Below are 20501 nucleotides of genomic sequence, written 5' to 3' on the forward strand. Positions count from 1 at the left end.
GAACCTTAGTTCTTGGCCTTGTCCACAAGGGCGCCGGCCTTGATCCACGGCATCATGTCGCGGAGCTTGTTGCCGACTTCTTCGATCGGGTGCTCGTCGGCCAGGCGACGGGTCGCCTTGAAGCGGGCACCGCCGCCCGACTTGATTTCCTGCATCCATTCGGACGTGAACTTGCCCGACTGGATGTCATGCAGCACGCGCTTCATCTCGGCCTTGGTTTCCGAGGTGATGATGCGCGGACCGGTGACGTATTCGCCCCACTCGGCCGTGTTCGAGATCGAGTAGTTCATGTTGGCGATGCCGCCCTGGTAGATCAGGTCGACGATCAGCTTCACTTCGTGCAGGCACTCGAAATAGGCCATTTCCGGAGCGTAGCCGGCTTCCACCAGCGTTTCGAAACCGGCGCGGATCAGCTCGACCAGGCCACCGCAGAGCACGACCTGCTCGCCGAACAGGTCGGTTTCGCATTCCTCGCGGAAGTTCGTCTCGATGATGCCCGAACGGCCGCCGCCAACGCCCGAGGCATAGGCCAGCGCGATGTCATGGGCATTGCCCGATGCGTCGTGGTGCACCGCGATCAGGCACGGCACGCCGCCGCCACGGGCATATTCGCCGCGCACGGTATGGCCCGGCCCCTTCGGCGCGATCATGATCACGTCGACGGTCGACTTGGGCTCGATCAGGTTGAAGTGCACGTTGAGGCCGTGCGCGAAGGCCAGCGCTGCGCCGTCACGGATATTGGGCTCGATGTCCTTCTTGTAGATATCGGCCTGGAGCTCGTCCGGGGTCAGCAGCATGATCACGTCTGCCCAGGCGGATGCCTCGGCGACGCTCATCACCTTGAGGCCTTCACCCTCGGCCTTCTTGGCCGACGGCGAGCCGGGGCGCAGGCCAACGGCGACATTGGTGACACCCGAGTCGCGCAGGTTCAGCACATGGGCATGGCCCTGCGAACCGTAGCCGATGATGGCCACCTTCTTGGACTTGATGATGTTGAGATCGGCATCACGATCGTAATAGACGCGCATTGGGGTGCTCCCTTGGATTTTGCGATTGTTTTAGGATGTGTGGAGATTCATGTCAGGGCGCGACGAAAACGGCGGCTTTCGAGAACCGGCGCGCAGCGTACGTTTGGGACGTGAGCACCGGAAGCGCAGAAAGTCGGCGTTTGCAGGCAGCCATCACATGAATATCCACACATCCTAGGTGTTGGCCTTGACCCCGTAGAGAGCCAGGAACTGGTCCGCCGCGGTCTTCACATCGGCTTCGATGTTGGCCTCGACATTGGATTGGGTGAGGCCCTTGTCGCCGAGCAGCAGACGGATCTGCACGTCGCGCACGACAAGGCCGAAAAACGTGCGATACGCGTCTTCGCTGGACGGAAACCGCAAGAGGCGCGCATCCCGCGCGGCCTCGAGAATGGGCTTGAGGCGCCGGCGGATGGCCATGGGGCCGTTCTCCAGCACGATATTGCCCAGATCGTCCTTCTCCTGCGCCGCATGGGTAATGGCGGTGCGATTGAGGGTAATGGACACTTCACCGATGATGGTGGTCAGGAGGTCGCGCGCGAACTGCTCGAGGCTGAGGCGCAGCGCCTTGAGATTGATGTGGCTGCGGTCGACAAAGGGCATGCGCACCTTGGCAGCCTGCCACTGCACGGTTGCGGTCAGGAGACCGTCCCGATCACCGAACCACTTGTAGAGCGTTTCCTTGGAGCACGAGGCGCGCCGCGCCACCGCTGTCATGGTCAGGCCATCGCCGTTTTCGACAAGCAGATCCAGCGCCGCCGTCAGCACAGCCTGCTGGCGGGGGGTGAATGTCTCTTCGTTGACCTTGATGGCAAGGGCCACGGACCCTCTCCCTGCAAACGCCCGCCGAACGCTCCGGCGCCTTTTCGTCCGCTGGCGTACCGTACGGTACGGTTCCAGGCAAGCGGAATCTTGTGTCTGACATCGAGCCATGTAGGAGTCCGCCATAATCTGCGGTTTTTTACGAATAGATCGCAAATAGCACCGCCATAATCCGTAAAGTGTGATTATTGGGGTATGCGTCCTGGCGGATCCGTTGGACTGCTAAGTCGAAAAAACGCCTGCGTGCATAAGAGCTTAGGGTGACAAGCGCCTTATTCGGGTAATTTGCTGTAGTTGCCAGCTCGCCGCTGTCTTCTTATGTGATGGATTATATTCTCGATCTCTCTCGATAGCCTGGTCTGGTCAGTGTCAGGATCGCTGGCTATCTTGATGAGCAAGTCAGCGACAACGCCGGCGCCGCCCACGTTTCTACCGCGTGGGTTAGGCCGATGTGTCCGCCGCATCTTTCCCTCGTACTCGACAGGGCCGAGCTCGGACTCGATACGCAGCAGCGCGTTCCTGACCCGAGTACTGCTGGCCCCCGTCTTCTCCATCACTGCCTTGGACACGCCGGTCTTTTTCCCGTCTTGGGTCGCGTCGGCTAAGTCAGCCAGCACCAGCAAGTCCCCAAGGTTGAGGTTCGGCTTGAAAGTTGGTCTAGGCATGGATGTCCCCCGTCAGACCTAGGGTACCGCTCCCTCCCTTTCGAAATTCTTGAAGCTAAATCGCATAGACGTCGACTCGGCGTCTATTCGCCCAGACTGCTGGCGAGTCGACGTCAATCCTGAGCCGTTGTTGTCGATTCGACGTCAATTTGCGCCAGCCGAGTAGTGCGCCGCCATGAACCGACCTTTTAACGTCGACTCGACAACAATGACACCAGACTGCTGGCGACTCGACAACAGTTTGGCATATTTGTTGTCGAGTCGACGTCAATCGACATCCAGTAGATGTGGCTTGCGTGGAATGGCCGGTGCTGATGTCCACTCGACGTGAAAACGTGCATATTGACGTCGACTCGCCAGCAGTTTGGGCACGTTGTTGTCGATTCGACGTCAATATGTCATTCCGGGACCGTTTCCAGGGTGGCGTTGCCTCGACGAATGGTTCTCGGCGCAGGGCGTCGCTGCCCCTGCTGCCGAAGCCGGTAGGATTAAAGAAGGAAGCAGATGAGAAAGTCGCCAGCACTTCGACGATCGGACTTTCTCTTAAACGCTCACCTCCAGTGCGCGTGGGACTTCGCGAGATCGCAACGGCTAGATCCATACCTGTTCGTCGAGCGGGAGGAGCGGCTCTTCCCGCTGTTTTCGATGCACAGCGGAAGCCTGTCTTGGATCTTGAAATGGCGGCGATCCCAGTGGAGGGCGCACGGTAGGTTCGTAGTGCCTAGCCACAAGGATTTGAGCCGACTGCACTTGGCTCTCGAAGACTTCCACCGCCTGCACAAGTTCTTGCCTACGGATCGGAGGGACATCTCTTCTTTCAAAACCTTGGACGAACTCGCCATGTGCGAATTCACCCTAGACAAGGCATCGACGACAGGGCTCAGGAAGGCTGCCCGCGAGCAGGCTTATCGAGAAAGCACTGCTCTCTATCGGGACGGTCGGTGGGCCGTCATCCAGCTCCATTCGAGAGCGGCCGCAACCTGGTGGGGCATGGGTACCCGATGGTGCACCGCCGCCAGAGAATGCAACGGTTTCGACCGCTATGTCTCCCTCGGACCGCTTTTCGTTCTGCTTACTCCTGCCGGTAAGTTCCAAGTGCATCCAGCGACGGCCGAGCTGCGGAACGAAGCCGACGGCGAGGTTGACCTACGCACCTTGATCGCGGGCGCGCCGGCGGACTTCGCCAGCACTCTTGAACACGTCCGCCAACCTGGCGAACCATCGCTTAACTTGACCGGGGGCCTCGATGCAAACCCTATCCAACGGCCCCTCGAAGCTCCCGAGGAGAGCGATGGCGATTGGGAGCCAGGCTGGTTTTGGGAACTGGAGCCCGGCAGCGGCTTCTTCTGATATCCCCGACGCGGTGGTCCTGCCAGAAGTATCAGCGACAATCTGCCCAGCGTAATAATCGACCGATCGCCGAAATTCGTTCTTGTTTTGTTTTCGTCGCTCCGGAATGCTTCCTCGCAGGATATTCCAGGAGCGGACATGCATATCGACGACATCTCCTTGCCGAACGGCATGCCGGTGCCCTTGGTGTCATTCAGGCCGGTGCACGTCCGTTTCGTCGGGCAGACCGTGCATGCCGGATTTCCCAGCCCGGCCGACGATTTCATCGAAAAGTCCGTCGACCTCAACGAGGTTCTGATCAGCAATCCCACCTCGACATTTTTGTGGAGGGTCGCTGGGGACTGCATGATCGACGTCCGCATTTTCCCGGGCGACGTCGTGGTGGTGGATCGTAGCATCGCTGCTCGCCACCGCTCGATCGTCCTGGCCATCATCGATAATTCGCCAACCTTGAAGCGCATTAACCGACGCGGGAAAACGTTGGTGCTCCATAACGAGAACGCCAAGCTACCCCCATTCACCGTGGACGAGGGTACCGAAATCACGATCTGGGGCGTGGTGACGGCGACGATCCGCGACCTGCACAAATGACCGCTTTCGCGCTGAGCGACGGCAACTCGTTCTATTGCAGCTGCGAACGCGTTTTCGACCCTAAGCTGGAACGGCGCCCGGTCATCGTCTTGAGCAACAACGATGGTTGTGCCGTGGCCCGCACCGCGGAGGCGAAGGCGCTCGGGATCAAGATGGGGCACCCTTACTTCCAGATCAAAGAGCTCTGCGAATTGAACGGTGTCGCGGCGCTGTCCTCGAACTACGCCTTGTACGGCGACATGAGCCGGCGCATGAACGATATCTACGGCCGCTTCTCGCCCGCCACGGAAGTCTACTCCATCGACGAGACCTTCTTGGACGTGGATGACATTCCGGTCGCCAAGAGAGCCCAATGGGCCAGCGATCTACGCTCAACCACCAAACAGTGGACGGGCATTCCGACATGCGTCGGGATCGGACCGACGAAGACCCTGGCCAAGCTTGCGAACAAGTCCGCCAAGACGCTTTCTTCCGGCGTGCTGGACCTGACGGATCCTCGCGAGCAGCAACGGGTCATGGCCGACTTCCCGGTCGGCGACGTGTGGGGGATCGGTCGGGCCAGCCTAGCCAAGCTTGCAACCGAAGGTATCGAGTTCGCCGGACAGCTGCGCGACCTGGAGCCCAAGCGCGCGCGGGCACTTATGACCGTGGTCGGGGAGAAGATCGTCCACGAGCTGAATGGTCGGCCATGCATGGAGTTGGAGTCGGTAGCGCCGCAGCGGCAGGGTTGCGCCGTTACCCGTAGCTTCGGCCAGCGGGTAACCACCAAACCGGCCATGGAGCAGGCCGTCGCGGGTTATGCCGCCAGGTTGGGCGAGAAGCTCCGCCAACATGGATTGGCGACGAACCATGTGACGGTGTTCATGCATACCAGTCAGTTCGCGGACGGCGAGCCGCGGCGCAACGTCAGCATGACCATCGACCTGCCCGAGGCTACCAACGATACGATGGCTTTGATCCGTGCCGCCAAGCGCGCGGTGGATGGCCTTTGGAAGTCCGGTTTCCGGTATTCCAAGGCGGGCATCATCACGCAGGACCTCGTCCCGCCGGAATTGTCCCAGCGGTCCCTATTCGACAATCTCGACCACGCCAAGGCAGCGAAGGTCATGGCGGCGATGGACAAGGCCAATCTGAGATGGGGGCGCGCAACCGTGGTGCCGGCGGCGGTCGGCTTGGCGAGCCAATCCGCTTTCTCAACGAAGTTCGAAAAGCGTTCGCCCCGCTACACGACGCGATGGGACGAGCTGCCTCTATGCCATTGATGGTCGCGGCGCTTGCGCCATCCCGGCCAGGCTCGGATAGTGAGCCGTCGATTCAACCGAGCGGACGCAGGGATACCACATGACCGATTTCTTCATCAGCTAACTAGGGCAGCACGCCTGGCCAACGATCAAGTCGGCCGGAGAGACATCTTTGAAAAGACTGAATTAATTTAAACGATCGCCGATTGCCTGCATCTGCTCGATCTCGCGACGCTGCGCTTCGATGATCTCGCCGCACAAGGCTACCAGTTCGGCGTCCTCGAGGTCCGCTTCGCGGCACATGAGGATGGCCCCGGAATGGTGCGGGATCATGCTGTCGACGAACTGGCGGTCGTCGATGAGGGCCTGGGCTCGCGTGCCCCAAAACGACAGCACCGTCAGCAAGATTAACGCGACGTAGAGGACGACGTTCATGCGCTTGTTCGGGAACATGCCGGGCATGGTGGCCAGCATGAAGATGCCCATGGGCGCCCACATGGTGACGGCCATGTAGAACATGTTGAGGTTGTTCCGGTAGTCGTGCCAGCCGTCGATCATGGAGAACATGACGACGTACATGACGATCAGGCCCAGGACCATGTTGATCCAGAACATCAAGTAGGGCCGCCCGTGTCCGCTATGGCCGGGCGACATTGATCGGTTGTCGTGGGCTTCGTGCCCGTGGTGCGCGTGGTCGGTCATGTCGTTCTCCTCAGTGTCCGATGCCCATGGCCATGCCGGCGGGCTTGAGCAGCATCCAGACGGCCATGGCGACCATCATCAAGTTCTCGGTCAGAGACACGAAGCCGAGCGGCACCTTGCTGTCGCCTCCGACGCATGCGCACTTGAGTTCGCGCTTGTCGATATAGACCGCCTTGAACACCGAGGCGGCGCCGACCGTGCCGATGAAGAGCGCGACAGGGATCGAGACGAACATGAGGGCGCCCGACACCATCAACACGCCGGCCAGGCCTTCGGCATAGGCGTAGATATAGGCGTACGGAACCCAGCGCTTGGCCAGGAGGTCGTAGTTGAGAAACATGGTGGCGAAGGCGTCGACGTCCTTGAGCTTCTGGAGCGCCAGGAGACACATGGCGAAGGCGACGAACCATTCGGCCGCAGCGACGGTCAGGAGCTGGTCGTAGACGGCCCAACTGGTCGCCAGGGCCATGGCGGCAGCCATGGCGAACAGGGCGATGACCGGCGTGTAGGTCACGGCGTCCTTGTCCTTGACCTTGAGGCCGAAGTAGCGCCGCAGGTCGTCGTAACCCCCTACCCGTTTGCCGTCGATGAAGGTCTGGGGCGTGGTCTTGACGTTGTGCTCGGCCTTGAAGGCTTCGGTCTGCTCACGGTTCTCCAGGTGATGGTCCTCGACCTCGAACCCCTTGCGCTTGAGCAGGTCGAGCGCCTTCAGGCCATAGGGACACGTATGCTCCGGGGTGACCATCCTATGGAGGACGGCAGTCTTGGCGGTGGTCATGCGCACTGTCCTTTCAGCGCTTGGAGCGGGCGATCAGGTCGACCAGCTCTTCGAATTTCTTGGTCTGAGCACCGGCATCGCCCGAAGCGATGGCTTCGGCGACGCAGGAGCGGGCATGCTGCTTGAGGATCTCATCTTCGGCCTTGGCCAAGGCCGACTTGATCGCCTGCAGCTGATTGAGGATGTCGATGCAGTATGCCTGCTCTTCGACCATGCGGGAGACGCCGTTCACCTGCCCCGCGATACGGTTGAGCCGGTTGCGGATCGCCAATGTTTCGCCGTCGCACATATAAATATCCAAATACCCTATGGGGGTATAATGGGTATTGTCCTACCGGGGTTCCAGAGGCGTCGTGCAATTCGAGGAAGCCTCGTCGCCGCTATCATCTCGTTCCTCCGCCTTCGTCGATCGGCTTGATCGTCAACGCCCGACGGTTTCGAGTTCCGGCGGTCGTCACCCTTGCATTCCGTCTTTCGGCCGCCACAATGTCGCGGTCAAAGCGGGTATCGGGAGATTCGCTTGCATCTGGTCCTCAGGTTCGTCAACGCCCTGGCCTTGGTCGCCGTGCTGGTTCTCAGCGCGGTGCCGGCTCATGCGCACGACCTGCACCACGGATTGCAGGCAAACGACGCCGTGACCGACATGGCCGCTGCCGGCCACGATCATCCCGCCGGTCCTGAACAAGGCCACCAGCACGACGACCCAGCCGTCCATTGCGGGGCACCCCTGCTCGCGGTCGAGCCGCTAGCGATCGGCTGCACCTTCCGGGTGTCCAGCATCGCCTATGACGGCATCGATTCCCCGGCCTTCGCCGACCCGTTGCACGAAGACCTGCGACCTCCACGCGCCTGAGCTCGTATCGCCGCCGTCCCATGACGGCATCGAGCAACGTGGAAATCGAAGAAAATGTCGAAGACGAAATATCCGTGGCCTTTGGCCTGCGGTCTTGTCCTGGCGAGCGCCGTCGCGGTGCTTGGACATGGAGGCGCCACCGGGATCGTGGGTGAGCGCATGATGGGCATGATGATGCTCAGCGAACAGATGAAGGTGCTTGCGCCTCTGGCCGGAGGCGCGTCGGTTCAGCCGGAGGTGATCCGCGAGGCCGCCGCAATGATCGCGATGCACGGCGGCCCCGCCATGACCGATCTTTTTCCGGAAGGAAGCCTCGAAGCACCGACCGAGGCGACCCCCGAGATCTGGGCGAGATGGCAGGAGTTCTCCGGCCTCGCCGACCGGCTCGCCGTGCTCGGGGAAGAACTCCGCACTACGGCCGACGCCCCGCCCGCCGCGACCGCGGTCAGTGAGCCTTCCCCGCCTCCGTTGTCGGAGTGGGACAGGATGAGCTTCGCATCGCTCATGGGAATCCCGACCCCAAGTCTGCAGTCGGTGGATTTGGTCGAGACCGGCTCGGTTTCGGAGCGCCCTCAGGTCCGAACGGCCGCCGCGGTCTATGACGACATATCGCGAACGTGCGCATCCTGCCACGGCGCGTTCAGGAAATGACCATAAGGCGGCTCGCTTCCCTCATGGTCGCAACCCTCGTCCTCGCCAGCATCGGCGTGATCGCGGTCGAGGTCTGGCCGATCTCCCCTGCCCGCCCGGTCACGTCGCCCTCCGGCGACGCGAAACGTGGCGCCTATCTGGCCCGGCTCTCCGGTTGCATTACCTGCCATACCCAAGCCGGTGCCACGCCGCTGTCGGGCGGCGCCGCGTTGGTGTCGCGCTTCGGATCGTTCTATGCGCCCAATATCACCGCCGATCCCGACGAGGGCATCGGAAACTGGAGCTTCGAGCAGTTCGCCCGAGCCGTCCGCGAAGGGGTCTCGCCTGCCGGCGATCCCTACTATCCGGCATTCCCCTACGAGTTCTACGCCACCCTCACCGACCAGGACGTGGCAGACCTCTGGTCGGCGATCGCGGCGGCGCCCGCCGACACCACCCCGTCGCGCCCCCACGACGTCGGCTTTCCATTCAACGTGCGTGGCGGCATCAAGCTGTGGCGGACATTCTTCGAGAAGCCTGTAGCCTATGAGCCAGATCCCACCCGAACGTCGCAATGGAACCGGGGGCGCTACCTGGTCTGGGGGCCGGCGCACTGCGCCGCATGCCACGCGCCTCGGAGCGCCATGGGCGGGCTACCGGAATCCCAGGAGCTGACCGGCGATCCCGCGATGCAGGACGGCGACGCCGCCCCACCGCTGACGGCTCGCGATCTCACTGCCCGTGGCTACACCAAGGCAGCGCTGGTCGACGCGTTGAGAACCGGGGTGACGCCGGACGGCGACGTGTTCGGCGGCTCGATGGCGGAGGTCGTCCACGGCAGCACCAAGTACCTGCTGACGACGCACCTGGAAGATATAGCCACCTACCTGCTCGACCTAGGACAGGAAAGGAGTGCGCAATGAGGATGTTTGTTGGAACGTCGGCCTCCTGGCGGGGTTTAGCGGGCATGGTTCGAAGCTCGACATTGCTTGCCCTGCGGATGCGCGTGCGGTTGGTGCTGATGGTGATGGTGGCGGTTGCCGCCAGCATGACGCTGCACCACGGCGCCATGGCTTCGGGTCCGGTACTGTCGACATCCCACGCTTCCCATGAACATCACCATGGCGATGATTGCCATGGCGACTGCTCCGGCGGCGTCCACTCGATGCCGATGTGCTGCGGCATGGGTCTATGTCTTTCCGGGCTTCCGGTATCGCCACAGGCTTCGCTGCGGATGGCACCGGTTTCGGTGAAAGTGCCGGAGCCCGACATGACCGATCCGCGATGGCCGATCGACCGGATCGATCGTCCGCCCAAGCCACTCCTCGATCGTGCCTGACCTTTCTCAATCCATCGATCAAGGAAATCGAAAATGAACCTCTTCAAGACCTCGCTTCTCGTCTCGACCTTCATCGTCGCCGCCGCGGCTCCGGCTTTCGCCCAGGACGCCATGGCGGGCCATGACATGTCCGCCATGGGCGGCGCCGAAAACTCGGTCGAGCTGCCCGAGATCTGCAAGTCGGCCAAAGGCATGGCCGGCGACATGGCCATGGGCATGGACCACGAGATGGACCAGGCCCACATGGACCTGATGGCCGGCATGGACGAGACCAACAAGCAGATGATGGACGCCATGATGATCGAGGACATCGATGTGGCATTCGTCTGCGCGATGATCCCGCACCACCAGGGCGCCATCAACATGGCCAAGGCCGAGCTCGCCCATGGCGACAACCAGTGGGCCAAGGACATGGCGCAGAAGGTGATCGACGCCCAGGAGCAAGAAATCGCCGACATGATCGCCTGGCTCGAAGGCGAAGGCGCCGACGAGTAGTCCGACGATCGGGGGACGCGCCATGGCGCGTTCCCCACCCCCTTCAGCTTCCCGAAATCATTGACTGTTAAGGTTCAACGCGGGAGACGATCTTGCTGAACGACCTCAAAATCCTTGCGACCGATTTCATGCACCTCAGCCGGGATGCACTGCACATCCATCTCGGCCTTGCCATCTACGTGATCGCGATCCTCGTCTTCAGGCGCGGTCCGGCAAGCATCCTGCCATGGTTGGCGGTGTTGGGGTTCGAACTGGTCAACGAGGCTCTCGACCTGTTCCACGAAGTCGACCTCAGCGGCGCGATCGTCGACGTGGTCAATACCATGTTCTGGCCGACCGTCGCCCTGGTCGTGGCGCGGCTGCATCTTCGCCATCGGCGGTCGAGCACGGTCGGTCGCACCGATACGCCCTGAACTATTGCGACCGCTGCGCCTGTGACTCGCGCTCCCGATCCGGCCAGGTGCTCTTGATGTAGTCGAGCACGGCGCGGATCTCGTCGTCGGTCATGGTCGAGCCGAAGGCCGGCATGTCCGTCTCGTAACCGGGCGCGATGACCGCCAAGCCTTCCTTGACGATCCGGAACAATTGCTCGTCCGAATGATGCCAGGTGTGCCCGGTCTCGTCGTGCGGCGGCGCCGGCAGCCTGCCGTTGGGAAGCCGGACCATCCAGTCCGGCTGTCCCTCGAGTTCGACGCCGTGGCAGCTGGAGCAGTTATCCAGATAGAGGGCTTCTCCATCATGCCCCGCGCCTGTCGCCGCGGTTCCGGTCAGCATCGCCACCAGGATCGCTGCGCAACGTGTAAGGCGCATCAGCGGCCCTGGACTGCACCGGTATAACCGGCTTCACCGATGGCGGTCGCGAACGCCTCGGCAGTCTTATCGCTGCGGATCTCGACGGCGCGGTTGGCAACGTCGATCTTGACGTCGGCCTGACCGTCCACCGATTTGATCGCCTTCTCCACCGTCGCCGCGCAATGGCCGCAGGTCATGTCTTCGACTTTGAAACTGTGCATGGGAATTCCTCTTCGAAAACTCGATCATGAGGGTTCCCACGGTGGCAAGGTCAAGGGCAATCCCGGCTTGACTAGAATTCTCCATATCGGTAATTCTGGATATATGGAATCAAATGACGCCATCGAAGTGTTCGCCGCCTTGTCCCAGGCCACCCGGCTCGACACGTTCAAATTGCTGATGCAGAACGAACCGGAAGGACTGCCTGCCGGCGAGATCGCGCGCTGTCTCGGAGTGCCTCAGAACACCATGTCCTCGCACCTCGCCATCCTTGCCCGCGCCGGATTGATCGCGTCGGAGCGCCATAGCCGTTCCATCGTCTACCGCGCCGTCGTCGACCGAGTACGCGAGATCGCGAGCTTCCTCGTACAGGACTGCTGCGGCGGGCGCCCGGAACTCTGCGAGCCACTCGTTGCCGAATTCACCCCATGCTGCAACGCCCCGCTGGAGACAAGGAATGTCTGCTGATCGCGTCTACAACGTCCTGTTTCTGTGCACGGGCAACTCGGCACGCTCCATAATGGGCGAGGCGATCCTCAACCATGTCGGCGAAGGTCGTTTTCGCGCATTCTCAGCCGGTTCGACACCCAAAGGAGCGGTGCACCCGCTCACGCTGGACACCTTGGGCAAAGCCGGCATTTCAATTGATGGACTGCGCTCCAAGGCATGGGACGAGTTTGCTGCCCCTGGGTCGCGCGGAATGGATTTCATCTTCACGGTCTGCGACAACGCCGCCGGAGAAGCTTGCCCGATATGGGACGGACAACCGATGACCGCCCACTGGGGCATCGAGGATCCGGCTGCTGTCGAGGGATCCGAATTCAAGCAGCGCGCGGCCTTCGAGGATGCCATGCGGTTCCTTCGCAACAGGATCGGCGCCTTCATCAACCTGCCGCTCGCCACCATCGACCGAATGGCCTTGAACTCGAAGCTCGAGGGCATCGGCGCGATGGACGGCACCACCACTAGATCGTCGAACGTAGCATGATCCGTTCGTTGCCGATCCCAGGCAGTGACGGGAACTTCGTTGCGGCCCTTTCCAGCGCAAAGCTTCCGGTCGACGATGTCGGCGAGGCTGGACGGTCGTTCTTCCGGTTCGAGAAGGACGGGTGCCTCCTCGGCTATGGCGGTTTCGAACTCTACGACAGGGATGCCCTGCTACGGTCCATAGTCGTGCCCGAGGAGAGCCGTGGAGCCGGCGCAGGCCGCATGGTTGCAGAGGGGATGCTTCGTGAGATCGGCAACGCCGGCGGCAAGCGGGTCTACCTGTTGACCACGTCTGCTGCGACGTTCTTCGAGCATCTCGGCTTCGTCCTGACCGATCGTGCGGATGCTCCGGCAACGATCCTCGGCACCCGGCAGGCCTCCTCCATCTGCTCCAGCGCCACTCTGCTTTCACGCGACGTCTAGGTCTGCCATGTCCATCTTCGAACGCTACCTGACCCTGTGGGTCGCCATCTGCATCGTCGTCGGCGTCGCCGCCGGTCACTTTTTCCCCGGCGTCTTCCAGAGCATTGGAAGTCTCGAGTTCGCTCAAGTGAACCTACCGATGGCGGTGCTCATCTGGCTGATGATCATCCCGATGCTGGTCCGCATCGACTTCATGAGCCTGAGCCAGGTGGGAGCCTATTGGCGGGGCATCGGCGTCACGGTGTTCATCAACTGGGCTATCAAACCCTTCTCTATGGCGCTCTTGGGGTGGCTCTTCATCGGTTGGCTGTTCCGCCCCTTGCTCCCCGAAGCCCAGATCGACAGCTACATCGCCGGCCTGATCATTCTTGCCGCGGCTCCGTGCACGGCAATGGTATTCGTCTGGTCGAACCTGGTGCGGGGCGAGCCGCACTTCACCCTGAGCCAGGTGGCCTTGAACGACGCAATCATGGTCGTCGCCTTCGCGCCCATCGTCGGGCTGCTGCTGGGCCTTTCGGCCATCACCGTTCCCTGGGACACGCTGCTGCTGTCGGTCGGCCTCTATATCCTCGTTCCGGTGATCGCGGCGCAGGTCTATCGCCGCTGGCTGCTATCCCATGGCGGCATCGACGCAATGAACCGCGTGCTGGCAGTCCTGCAGCCCATATCGATCGCCTCGCTGCTGGTGACGCTGGTGATGCTTTTCGGCTTCCAGGGCGAGCAGATCATCGCCCAGCCCACGGTCATCCTGCTCCTGGCCGTGCCGATCCTCATCCAAGTCTACTTCAATTCCGGCCTCGCCTATCTCCTGAACAGGGTTTCGGGAGAGCAGCACTGCGTCGCCGGACCTTCGGCACTGATCGGGGCATCCAACTTCTTCGAGCTCGCCGTTGCCGCCGCCATCGCCCTCTTCGGCTTCAACTCCGGTGCCGCGCTGGCCACCGTCGTCGGCGTGCTGGTGGAAGTGCCGGTCATGCTGTCGGTGGTCTGGATCGTGAACCGAACCAAGGGCTGGTACGACAAGGGTGACGCCGTGCGCCGAAACACCGAAGCTAGGGCAACGCCATGACCGTCATCATCTACCACAACCCCGACTGCGGCACCTCGCGCAACACGCTGGCCATGATCCGGCAATCGGGGGTCGAGCCGACCATCGTCGAATACCTCAAAACCCCACCGAGCCGGGATCGGATCGCCAAGCTGGTGCGAAGCGCCGGCATCTCGCTTCGCGCGGCCCTAAGGCAAAAGGAAACACCCTTCACCGAACTCGGTCTGGCCGATGTTTCCCTGTCCGACGAGGCGCTGCTCGACGCCATCGGCACCTATCCGATCCTGTTGAACCGGCCCTTCGTCGTGACGCCGATCGGCACCCGACTATGTCGGCCGTCCGAGGTGGTGCTCGACATCCTCGAGAACCCCGACATCGGACCTTTCACCAAGGAAGACGGCGAGGTCGTCATCGATGCCGAGGGTAAGCGTATTGTCTGATCTGCCCAATGTCGTGGGTGATGTTTTCGAGACCCCGGATTTCGCTCGTTTGACCCCACCTGTCCTCGATCACAAGCCGCGCATCCTGATGCTCTACGGCTCGTTGCGCGACCGGTCGTATTCGCGCTTCCTGACCTTCGAGGCGCAAAGGTTGCTCGAGGCCTTCGGCGCCGAAGTCCGGATCTATCACGCCAACGGCCTGCCGCTGCCGAACGACGCCCCCGACACCCACCCCAAGGTTCAAGAGCTGCGCGAAGCCATGCTTTGGTCAGAGGGCCAAGTGTGGACCTCGCCAGAACGACACGGCGCCATGTCCGCGGTCTTAAAATCCCAGATCGACTGGATACCCTTACCCGGCGGCGCGATCAGACCGACCCAGGGTCGAACCCTGGCAGTCATGCAAGTCTCAGGCGGATCGCAGTCGTTCAATGCGGTAAACCAGATGCGCATCCTTGGTCGCTGGATGCGCATGGTCACCATCCCGAACCAGAGCTCGGTGGCCAAGGCGTTTCAGGAGTTCGACGAAGCCGGGCGGATGAAGCCGTCCAGCTATTACGATCGCGTGGTCGACGTCATGGAAGAGTTGGTGAAGTTCACGCTCGTCAACCGTGGTATCGCCAGCTGCCTCACCAGCCGTTACAGCGAGCGCAAGGAAGGTATCGCCAAGCTTGACGCGAGCGTCGCGTCGAGAGCGAGTTAGCTATCGATAGCGGTCAAACACGGCATCGGCAGACCTTCGCAGCAGTCGATGCCGTGTCGGCCCCTCCCATGCCGTACCCAAGCGCCTGGACCTTCGAGACGATCGCGGTTGCGTCAAAGCCTTCGCCGGATCTAACGGTCATGGTGCCGCCCGATAGCGACACGCCGACATAAGCAACGCCGGGCAGGCGATTGACCGCGTTCTCGATGACAATGACGCAGTCCTCGCACCCCATCCCGGAAACCGAATAGGTTGCCCGGGCCGGTCATGCTTCGAAGGTAACCTTCCCGGCCATGTCGAACTCGTAGACGTCGTCGCGGAAACTGACTACGCCATTCCGGTTCGCCCAGGCAGAAATGTAGGTCGTGTGGATCTCGGGCGGACTCTGGACGTCGACATCGGTACGCTCGCCGTTGGCGAAGACGTTGCCGATCTCCGTCGGCCCCCAGGCGGCGTTGTCGCGCAGGACCCAGCCGACGAAATCCTGCACCTGATCCACGCGCACGCAGCCCGAGGAATAGAAACGCGCATTGTCGCCGAACAAGCCCTTGGTCGGAGTGTCGTGCAGATACACCGCATGCGGATTGTGGAAGTTGATCTTGACGTTCCCCATCGAGTTGAGCGGTCCGGGATCCTGCCGGAAGCGATAGTTCACGGCTTCCTCGGTCTGCCAGTTGATCGAGCTGGGCTGGATCTCCTGGCCGTTGCCGTCGAGTATCCTGATCTTCTGCTCGGTGAGATAGTTCGGGTTCTCGTTCATGTACTTGATGAGATCGCGGCGGATGATCGAGACCGGCACGTTCCAGTACGGGTTGAAGTTGATCTGATGTATTCGGCTCTTGAGGATCGGCGTCTGCCGGTCGATGCGACCGACCACTGCCGTATGCCGCTTTACCACCATGCCGTTCTCAACCGTCTCGATGAAGGCGGCTGGAATGTTGACGACCACGTAGCGGTTCGCCAGCGCCGGCGCCATGTTCTGGACGCGCAGAAGATTGAGGCGCAGTTGGTGGAGGCGGGTTTCCGCCGGAACGTTGAGGGTGTACCAGGTGGCCTCGTCGACCTGCCCGGTGACCTGCAGGCCGTGCCGGGCCTGGAAGTGTCTCAACGCGGCATCGGTCGCCGCATCGAAGGTGCCGTCGACGTTCTCTACCATGGGCATGTCGGACGAGGACAGCAGCCGACGCTTGAGCTGCACCACTCCTTCGCGGGCCATCCCCATGCTCAGCCCGTAAGTCTCCTGAGGCACCTGCTCCCACCCGCCAGCGTTGACGAAGGGTTCGTACTGGCCGATCGCCAGCTGAAGGTTGTTGGCGGTGTCGTAGCTGAGGATGGGTTCGACCGTGTCGATCGACGCAATCGCCGCGGCGCTGTTGGCCTCCCGCTCGGCGTCGGTCAACGACTGGTTCCGGTTCATCATGTCCCAGAGCGACTGCGCCCGGGCGGGTTGCATCATAGGCAACGTAAGGGCTGCGCTCATGGGCAGCAGTCGAAGGAAATCACGTCTCTTCATCGTTCTGATCCTTGAAAGGCATGGCGGGCCGACCGACCGCGAGGCGGCGGGAACGGCATCGTCTTGGTCGAGGATCAGGCTAGGCGGGGCGGTCGGAAATGCTTCGAAAAGAGATCGAGGGAGGTCGAGACGTCGTCGGAAACCGACCCGGCGATCGGCGCTGCAACGGCCTCGAAGGCCGCGGTGAAATCCGGCGCCGGAATACCGAACGCCAAAGTGCAGCAGCTCGGGGCATGCAGTGGGTGGCTTACGTCGTGTTCCGAGGTAATCTCGCTCGCATGTGCGTGCGCAGGATCCTCGGCAAGGCCGAACGCCGCCGCCTGATGCACCGACATCATCAGTGCGATCACGCCGAACAAGACGGGCAGCAAAAGCCTATGGCGCAGCTCGTAGATCATCCATCATCCAAGGGGGAGGTCCGCATTGGAACACATCGTCCTTAGCCTAAGGTTAAATTTTTGACGGTATTGCGTCGCGAGGTGGCCTTGGCACCAACAGTGCGGCCGGGGGTGGTTCCGGTGGCCGAATTCGACATCGGTAACGCACGTCGGCACTCGACCCATTTTCGCTCACTGGCTGCGAGCTTTTGTGTCCAAGGAAGCCGTCATCTCCACGGCACGGTGTCAGTTTCTGGCTGCAGCAGCATTGCCAAGCACCGGCATCGTCCGCATGTAGAAAAGTGAGGCGACAAGCTCGACAACCGTTTGAGCGACGATCACAGCAGGCAGAAGTGGCACGGCTCCTGGCACCGCGAACGCGAGAGGCAGGACCACAAGCGAATTGCGTGTGCCCGCGCTGAAGGCGACTGCCCGCATTTCGGGAGCGGTAAGACGCGCGGTGCGGGCGATACCCCATCCGATGACGGGTGCTCCCACCGCGAATGCGGCATAGATCGGTAGAACCAGAAGCGCGCTGTCGACCGCCAACCCAAGTTGCGGGACGACCGATGCGAACACCAGAAACAGGACGAGTGCCGTGGCAGGAACTTGCAGGACATCGAGAGCGGTCAGCGTCGACTCCACATACGACCGACGTGCTGCCACGAACTGCACGGCAGCCGCCAGCGCCAAGGGCACTACGATCAGCCACACGAAAGCATGCACGAAGGGTTCGAGCCGAACGAGACTGGAGGCTTCATCATCAACGAACAAACCGAGGTACACAGGTAGTAGTGCCATCTGGAGAAGGAGAAGTATCGGCGTTGAGGCGAGCAGCGAACGCGCGTCCGCTCGCCCGACATGGGAAAACGTCACGACATAATCGATGCAAGGCGTGAGTAGCACCATCAGGACGCCGAGACGCACCATCGGATCGGCGGGCGCAAACTGGACGAGGGCAAGCACAAACATCGGAAGGGCGACGAAGTTCGCGACCAGAAGAGCGGTGAGGAAACGTACGCGCAAGAGGGCGCGCCCGAGATCAGCAAGAGGAACCTGAAGAAAGGTGGCGAACAGCATCAGCGCCAGAGCCGGCTCGATTACAACGGCGAGACCGGCAGTCGGCAAGGCCACGGACGACGCAATCGCCGCGAAAATGGCGACAAAGTAGATTGCGACCTGATGCGCTTCCATGGTCTTGCGGACGTTCATGCGGCAACGTTCCAAGTTGAGAATGTCCGCTGCTTACCAGACGCGCGTCAAAGTCGACAGGCCGACATCCCATCCATGTCGGACAAACGCTCGATAAGGATGGTGCGGCTGTCCCATCTGTACCGACGCTTCGGCAAGACTTGATGTCCGCGGCTACCCGGACGACAATCTCGATGTCCTCGGGGGCTTCGGAATGGTCAAGATCAACGTGGACTGGTGGGAGCACCTGACGCCAAAACCCATGCACCGCCGGCTGCGGGAGGTGGAGCGTGTGCTCGGCCAATGGTGCGAAACACCCTACGGGAGGCACTGGCTCGGTAGCGCGATGACCGAGCACGGCGTCATCAGGGTAAAGCCGGGCCAGCCGATCCCCGTTGTGCAGATCATCGCCTTGGGCGATCGCCCCATGTTCGTGGCACCCCAGATGAAGGTGCGCGAGGGGCACAGGACTATCGGGCCGGAACATTTCGGTTCGGGCAAGGCGCTTGCCGACGGAGAACTCGCCATCGAGCCTTCGATCCAGGTCGACGTCGTAACAGACCCCGCTCAGTTGGAGGCTGCCGAGCGCACCGCCGAGCGGATCGGCGCCGGTCAGAGGCCCAATTCAAATCCAAATATCCCCGGCCTCAAGGTGCCATCCCTGTTGTTCTCGGCCCCGGCGAAGATGCTGCTCATACCCAAGACATGGGTGAAGAAGTCATACGTGCTCTACCAACATATCTTCGGGAACGGCGCCTCCTATCCCATCGACGGCTTCTTCTATGTCGGCGTCACCACGCGCAGCTGGCAGAAGAGGTGGTCCGAGCACCGGCGCCAGATCGAGACCGGAAGCCCGCTGCTGTTCCACCGGAAATTTCGCGAGGAGATGGACGCGGGCCGCATCACCTACGTGCACCACAAGGTCATGGGCATTACCGACGACGTCGAAGTACTCTACGACACCGAGGAATATCTGGTGAAGGGCCACTGGCACGACGACCGCAGGCTGAACATGATCCCCGGAGGGAAGTCCGGATTGAAGTATCTGCGTGAGCATGGGCTCCTGGCGCCGCGGGTCGTTCCTTCGCCCGACGAGCGCGACGTCCTGTTGGAAAAGTGGCTTCGCGAAAATCCTCGGCGCGGACTTCCGGCACCATGGGTGTCCGAAAGGTGGAAGGACGACGAGTGGGCGGTCGCGCAGATCTGCGGCCGAGACGGCAGGCTATCCGTCGAACAGGTGCGCGCCATACGGCGCCTGGCCGACGAGCACCCCCCCGATCTGATCGCGGAGCGCATCGGAGCACTCAACAAGGAACAGGTCCAGCGGGTGATCGACGGCCAAACCTACACCAGGGTAAACTGATGCATATCCATTTCTCCCCTCAGACGATCGGGGCACTGGCGCAGGTCATCTCCGGTGGCGATGGCACCGACCGCATCGGCATCTACCGGTCCGGCTCGAAGCTCGAATCGTTCATGCGCGGTTGCAATGTCAGCATGCGGGTGGGCAGCGGCTCGCGCCTGCCTACGCTGGTCGATGCGATCGAGGACGCGAACCGCTCAGAGGACCAGACGATCCTCCGGAACATCGCCGAGCAGGCCGCCGACCCGAGGGACTTCCTCGATGAACCCGAGCGTCAGCAAGCGGTGGTAGACTACCTCAATGCGCGCCTGCGCTACGACGGGCTCGAACTGCAGATCGTGGGAGGCAAGGCACGCCTGCTGCAGGCCGGGCAGTCCGCGGCGGTCATCGACGCCCTTGTCGCGACGGTGGCCGTGATCGATTTCGACACGGTCAACCACGATCTCGAACGGGCTTTGGCGAACGCGGACGCGGATCCCGAGGACGCCGTCACCGCCGCCTGCTCCATCTTGGAAAGCGTCTGCCGATCCATCCTGGTGGAGTTGGGGTTGCCGTTGCCGGCGCACAAGGACATCCAAGGACTTTACAGAGCGGTTCGCGGTCCGTTGGGTCTCGACCCGGCCAAGACCGGCGTGCCGGACCTGGTCGCCGACGACGTGCGCGCCATCCTCGGAGGCTTGAACACCACCATCGGCGGCATCGGTGCCTTGCGGACCCATGGCGGCGACGCCCATGGCCGGGAACGCGGCACCAAAAGGATCATCGACCGGCGCATCGCCAGGCTCGCCATCCATTCCGCCAGCGCCGCCTCGCTGTTCCTGATCGAAACCTGGCAGTTCAGATTTCCGTCGAGGACACTGCATTCGATGGATATGCCCGGGTGACGCTGGGCACTCTCGGCAGCCTGCGACGAATTATGCCTTGCTCCTCCAGCGGCTGGAGATCGTAGGGTCA

The 20501-nt window shown here is 61.9% G+C and carries 28 protein-coding genes and 1 pseudogene; 17 read left to right on the forward strand and 12 right to left on the reverse strand.

Annotated features, from left to right (window positions below):
- Positions 1 to 5 precede the first annotated feature (5 nt).
- The 3 genes from ilvC to CCK88_RS07680 all read right to left on the reverse strand — a co-directional run bounded on the left by ilvC (position 6) and on the right by CCK88_RS07680 (position 2515).
- A complete protein-coding gene (gene ilvC, locus CCK88_RS07670) occupies positions 6 to 1028 on the reverse strand; it encodes a ketol-acid reductoisomerase (RefSeq protein ID WP_086469866.1) in 1023 nt (340 codons plus the stop codon).
- A 174-nt stretch (positions 1029 to 1202) separates the two neighbouring features.
- The gene (locus CCK88_RS07675; protein ID WP_244557452.1) at positions 1203 to 1850 is read right to left on the reverse strand and encodes a TetR/AcrR family transcriptional regulator; all 648 of its coding nucleotides are present in this window, start codon (positions 1848 to 1850) and stop codon (positions 1203 to 1205) included.
- A 272-nt stretch (positions 1851 to 2122) separates the two neighbouring features.
- Positions 2123 to 2515: a hypothetical protein gene (locus CCK88_RS07680; protein ID WP_086469867.1), complete on the reverse strand. Its 393-nt coding sequence runs from the start codon at positions 2513 to 2515 to the stop codon at positions 2123 to 2125.
- Positions 2516 to 3265: 750 nt separating this feature from the next.
- Here CCK88_RS07680 and CCK88_RS07685 point away from each other — a divergent pair.
- From CCK88_RS07685 to CCK88_RS07695, 3 genes are all read left to right on the forward strand, one after another.
- Positions 3266 to 3865, forward strand: coding sequence for a hypothetical protein (locus CCK88_RS07685; RefSeq protein ID WP_140048919.1), 600 nt, complete (start codon positions 3266 to 3268; stop codon positions 3863 to 3865).
- Between the two features lie 138 nt (positions 3866 to 4003).
- Positions 4004 to 4456, forward strand: coding sequence for a LexA family protein (locus CCK88_RS07690; RefSeq protein WP_244557453.1), 453 nt, complete (start codon positions 4004 to 4006; stop codon positions 4454 to 4456).
- Entirely contained in the window at positions 4453 to 5718 is a 1266-nt protein-coding gene (locus tag CCK88_RS07695; protein ID WP_086469869.1) for a Y-family DNA polymerase, read from the forward strand. The genes CCK88_RS07690 and CCK88_RS07695 overlap by 4 nt, the downstream gene beginning before the upstream one ends.
- Before the next feature lie 165 nt (positions 5719 to 5883).
- Here CCK88_RS07695 and CCK88_RS07700 read toward each other — a convergent pair whose 3' ends face one another.
- The 3 genes from CCK88_RS07700 to CCK88_RS07710 are packed head-to-tail and all read right to left on the reverse strand — an operon-like array spanning position 5884 to position 7466.
- Positions 5884 to 6399 (reverse strand): DUF305 domain-containing protein, encoded by a 516-nt coding sequence (locus CCK88_RS07700; protein WP_086469870.1) that lies wholly within the window; start codon positions 6397 to 6399, stop codon positions 5884 to 5886.
- A 10-nt stretch (positions 6400 to 6409) separates the two neighbouring features.
- On the reverse strand, positions 6410 to 7177 hold the full coding sequence (locus CCK88_RS07705; RefSeq protein ID WP_086469871.1) for a MauE/DoxX family redox-associated membrane protein: 768 nt from the start codon (positions 7175 to 7177) through the stop codon (positions 6410 to 6412).
- A 13-nt stretch (positions 7178 to 7190) separates the two neighbouring features.
- Positions 7191 to 7466, reverse strand: a complete 276-nt coding sequence (locus CCK88_RS07710) for a metal-sensitive transcriptional regulator (protein WP_086469872.1) — start codon at positions 7464 to 7466, stop codon at positions 7191 to 7193.
- A gap of 231 nt (positions 7467 to 7697) precedes the next feature.
- Here CCK88_RS07710 and CCK88_RS07715 point away from each other — a divergent pair, with 231 nt between their 5' ends.
- The 6 genes from CCK88_RS07715 to CCK88_RS07740 all read left to right on the forward strand — a co-directional run bounded on the left by CCK88_RS07715 (position 7698) and on the right by CCK88_RS07740 (position 10907).
- Positions 7698 to 8030, forward strand: a complete 333-nt coding sequence (locus CCK88_RS07715) for a hypothetical protein (RefSeq protein WP_086469873.1) — start codon at positions 7698 to 7700, stop codon at positions 8028 to 8030.
- Between the two features lie 159 nt (positions 8031 to 8189).
- On the forward strand, positions 8190 to 8681 hold the full coding sequence (locus CCK88_RS07720; RefSeq protein WP_170926391.1) for a cytochrome c: 492 nt from the start codon (positions 8190 to 8192) through the stop codon (positions 8679 to 8681).
- A 23-nt stretch (positions 8682 to 8704) separates the two neighbouring features.
- Positions 8705 to 9583, forward strand: coding sequence for a cytochrome c (locus CCK88_RS07725; protein WP_086469875.1), 879 nt, complete (start codon positions 8705 to 8707; stop codon positions 9581 to 9583).
- Entirely contained in the window at positions 9580 to 9999 is a 420-nt protein-coding gene (locus tag CCK88_RS07730; protein ID WP_170926392.1) for a hypothetical protein, read from the forward strand. Before CCK88_RS07725 ends, CCK88_RS07730 begins: the two co-directional genes overlap by 4 nt.
- A 33-nt stretch (positions 10000 to 10032) precedes the next feature.
- On the forward strand, positions 10033 to 10494 hold the full coding sequence (locus CCK88_RS07735) for a DUF305 domain-containing protein (protein WP_086469877.1): 462 nt from the start codon (positions 10033 to 10035) through the stop codon (positions 10492 to 10494).
- A gap of 92 nt (positions 10495 to 10586) precedes the next feature.
- A complete protein-coding gene (locus tag CCK88_RS07740) occupies positions 10587 to 10907 on the forward strand; it encodes a hypothetical protein (RefSeq protein ID WP_086469878.1) in 321 nt (106 codons plus the stop codon).
- Position 10908: 1 nt separating this feature from the next.
- Here the strand turns inward: CCK88_RS07740 and CCK88_RS07745 are convergent, their stop codons facing one another.
- Both CCK88_RS07745 and CCK88_RS07750 read right to left on the reverse strand, forming a co-directional pair.
- On the reverse strand, positions 10909 to 11304 hold the full coding sequence (locus CCK88_RS07745) for a c-type cytochrome (RefSeq protein WP_086469879.1): 396 nt from the start codon (positions 11302 to 11304) through the stop codon (positions 10909 to 10911).
- Positions 11304 to 11507 carry a heavy-metal-associated domain-containing protein gene (locus tag CCK88_RS07750; protein WP_086469880.1) on the reverse strand — a complete coding sequence of 68 codons (204 nt, stop codon included), beginning with the start codon at positions 11505 to 11507 and terminating at the stop codon, positions 11304 to 11306. The genes CCK88_RS07745 and CCK88_RS07750 overlap by 1 nt, the downstream gene beginning before the upstream one ends.
- Positions 11508 to 11610: 103 nt before the next feature.
- On the opposite strand from CCK88_RS07750, the gene CCK88_RS07755 reads away from it, so the two are divergent.
- The 6 genes from CCK88_RS07755 to arsH are packed head-to-tail and all read left to right on the forward strand — an operon-like array spanning position 11611 to position 15103.
- On the forward strand, positions 11611 to 11973 hold the full coding sequence (locus tag CCK88_RS07755; protein WP_086469881.1) for an ArsR/SmtB family transcription factor: 363 nt from the start codon (positions 11611 to 11613) through the stop codon (positions 11971 to 11973).
- Entirely contained in the window at positions 11963 to 12493 is a 531-nt protein-coding gene (locus tag CCK88_RS07760; RefSeq protein ID WP_086469882.1) for an arsenate reductase ArsC, read from the forward strand. The genes CCK88_RS07755 and CCK88_RS07760 overlap by 11 nt, the downstream gene beginning before the upstream one ends.
- Positions 12490 to 12915, forward strand: a complete 426-nt coding sequence (arsN2, locus tag CCK88_RS07765; protein WP_086469883.1) for an arsenic resistance N-acetyltransferase ArsN2 — start codon at positions 12490 to 12492, stop codon at positions 12913 to 12915. Before CCK88_RS07760 ends, arsN2 begins: the two co-directional genes overlap by 4 nt.
- 7 nt (positions 12916 to 12922) lie before the next feature.
- A complete protein-coding gene (gene arsB, locus CCK88_RS07770) occupies positions 12923 to 13984 on the forward strand; it encodes an ACR3 family arsenite efflux transporter (RefSeq protein ID WP_086469884.1) in 1062 nt (353 codons plus the stop codon).
- Positions 13981 to 14403, forward strand: coding sequence for an arsenate reductase (glutaredoxin) (arsC, locus tag CCK88_RS07775; protein ID WP_086469885.1), 423 nt, complete (start codon positions 13981 to 13983; stop codon positions 14401 to 14403). The genes arsB and arsC overlap by 4 nt, the downstream gene beginning before the upstream one ends.
- Entirely contained in the window at positions 14378 to 15103 is a 726-nt protein-coding gene (arsH, locus tag CCK88_RS07780; protein ID WP_086470867.1) for an arsenical resistance protein ArsH, read from the forward strand. Before arsC ends, arsH begins: the two co-directional genes overlap by 26 nt.
- A 13-nt stretch (positions 15104 to 15116) precedes the next feature.
- On the opposite strand, the pseudogene CCK88_RS07785 reads toward arsH, so the two are convergent.
- The 4 genes and pseudogenes from CCK88_RS07785 to CCK88_RS07800 all read right to left on the reverse strand — a co-directional run.
- Positions 15117 to 15344: pseudogene (locus CCK88_RS07785) on the reverse strand (heavy-metal-associated domain-containing protein); the annotation flags it as partial.
- 24 nt (positions 15345 to 15368) lie between these two features.
- A complete protein-coding gene (locus CCK88_RS07790) occupies positions 15369 to 16616 on the reverse strand; it encodes a L,D-transpeptidase family protein (RefSeq protein ID WP_086469887.1) in 1248 nt (415 codons plus the stop codon).
- Between the two features lie 74 nt (positions 16617 to 16690).
- Positions 16691 to 17014, reverse strand: coding sequence for a hypothetical protein (locus CCK88_RS07795; protein WP_086469888.1), 324 nt, complete (start codon positions 17012 to 17014; stop codon positions 16691 to 16693).
- Positions 17015 to 17239: 225 nt separating this feature from the next.
- Entirely contained in the window at positions 17240 to 18205 is a 966-nt protein-coding gene (locus CCK88_RS07800; protein WP_086469889.1) for an arsenic resistance protein, read from the reverse strand.
- A gap of 193 nt (positions 18206 to 18398) precedes the next feature.
- Between CCK88_RS07800 and CCK88_RS07805 the strand changes: the two genes are divergently transcribed.
- Positions 18399 to 19547 (forward strand): GIY-YIG nuclease family protein, encoded by a 1149-nt coding sequence (locus tag CCK88_RS07805; RefSeq protein WP_086469890.1) that lies wholly within the window; start codon positions 18399 to 18401, stop codon positions 19545 to 19547.
- Positions 19547 to 20431, forward strand: coding sequence for an abortive infection family protein (locus tag CCK88_RS07810; RefSeq protein WP_086469891.1), 885 nt, complete (start codon positions 19547 to 19549; stop codon positions 20429 to 20431). The genes CCK88_RS07805 and CCK88_RS07810 overlap by 1 nt, the downstream gene beginning before the upstream one ends.
- The last annotated feature ends 70 nt before the right edge of the window (positions 20432 to 20501 follow it).

The organism is Devosia lucknowensis, assembly GCF_900177655.1.
GTDB lineage: Bacteria > Pseudomonadota > Alphaproteobacteria > Rhizobiales > Devosiaceae > Devosia > Devosia lucknowensis.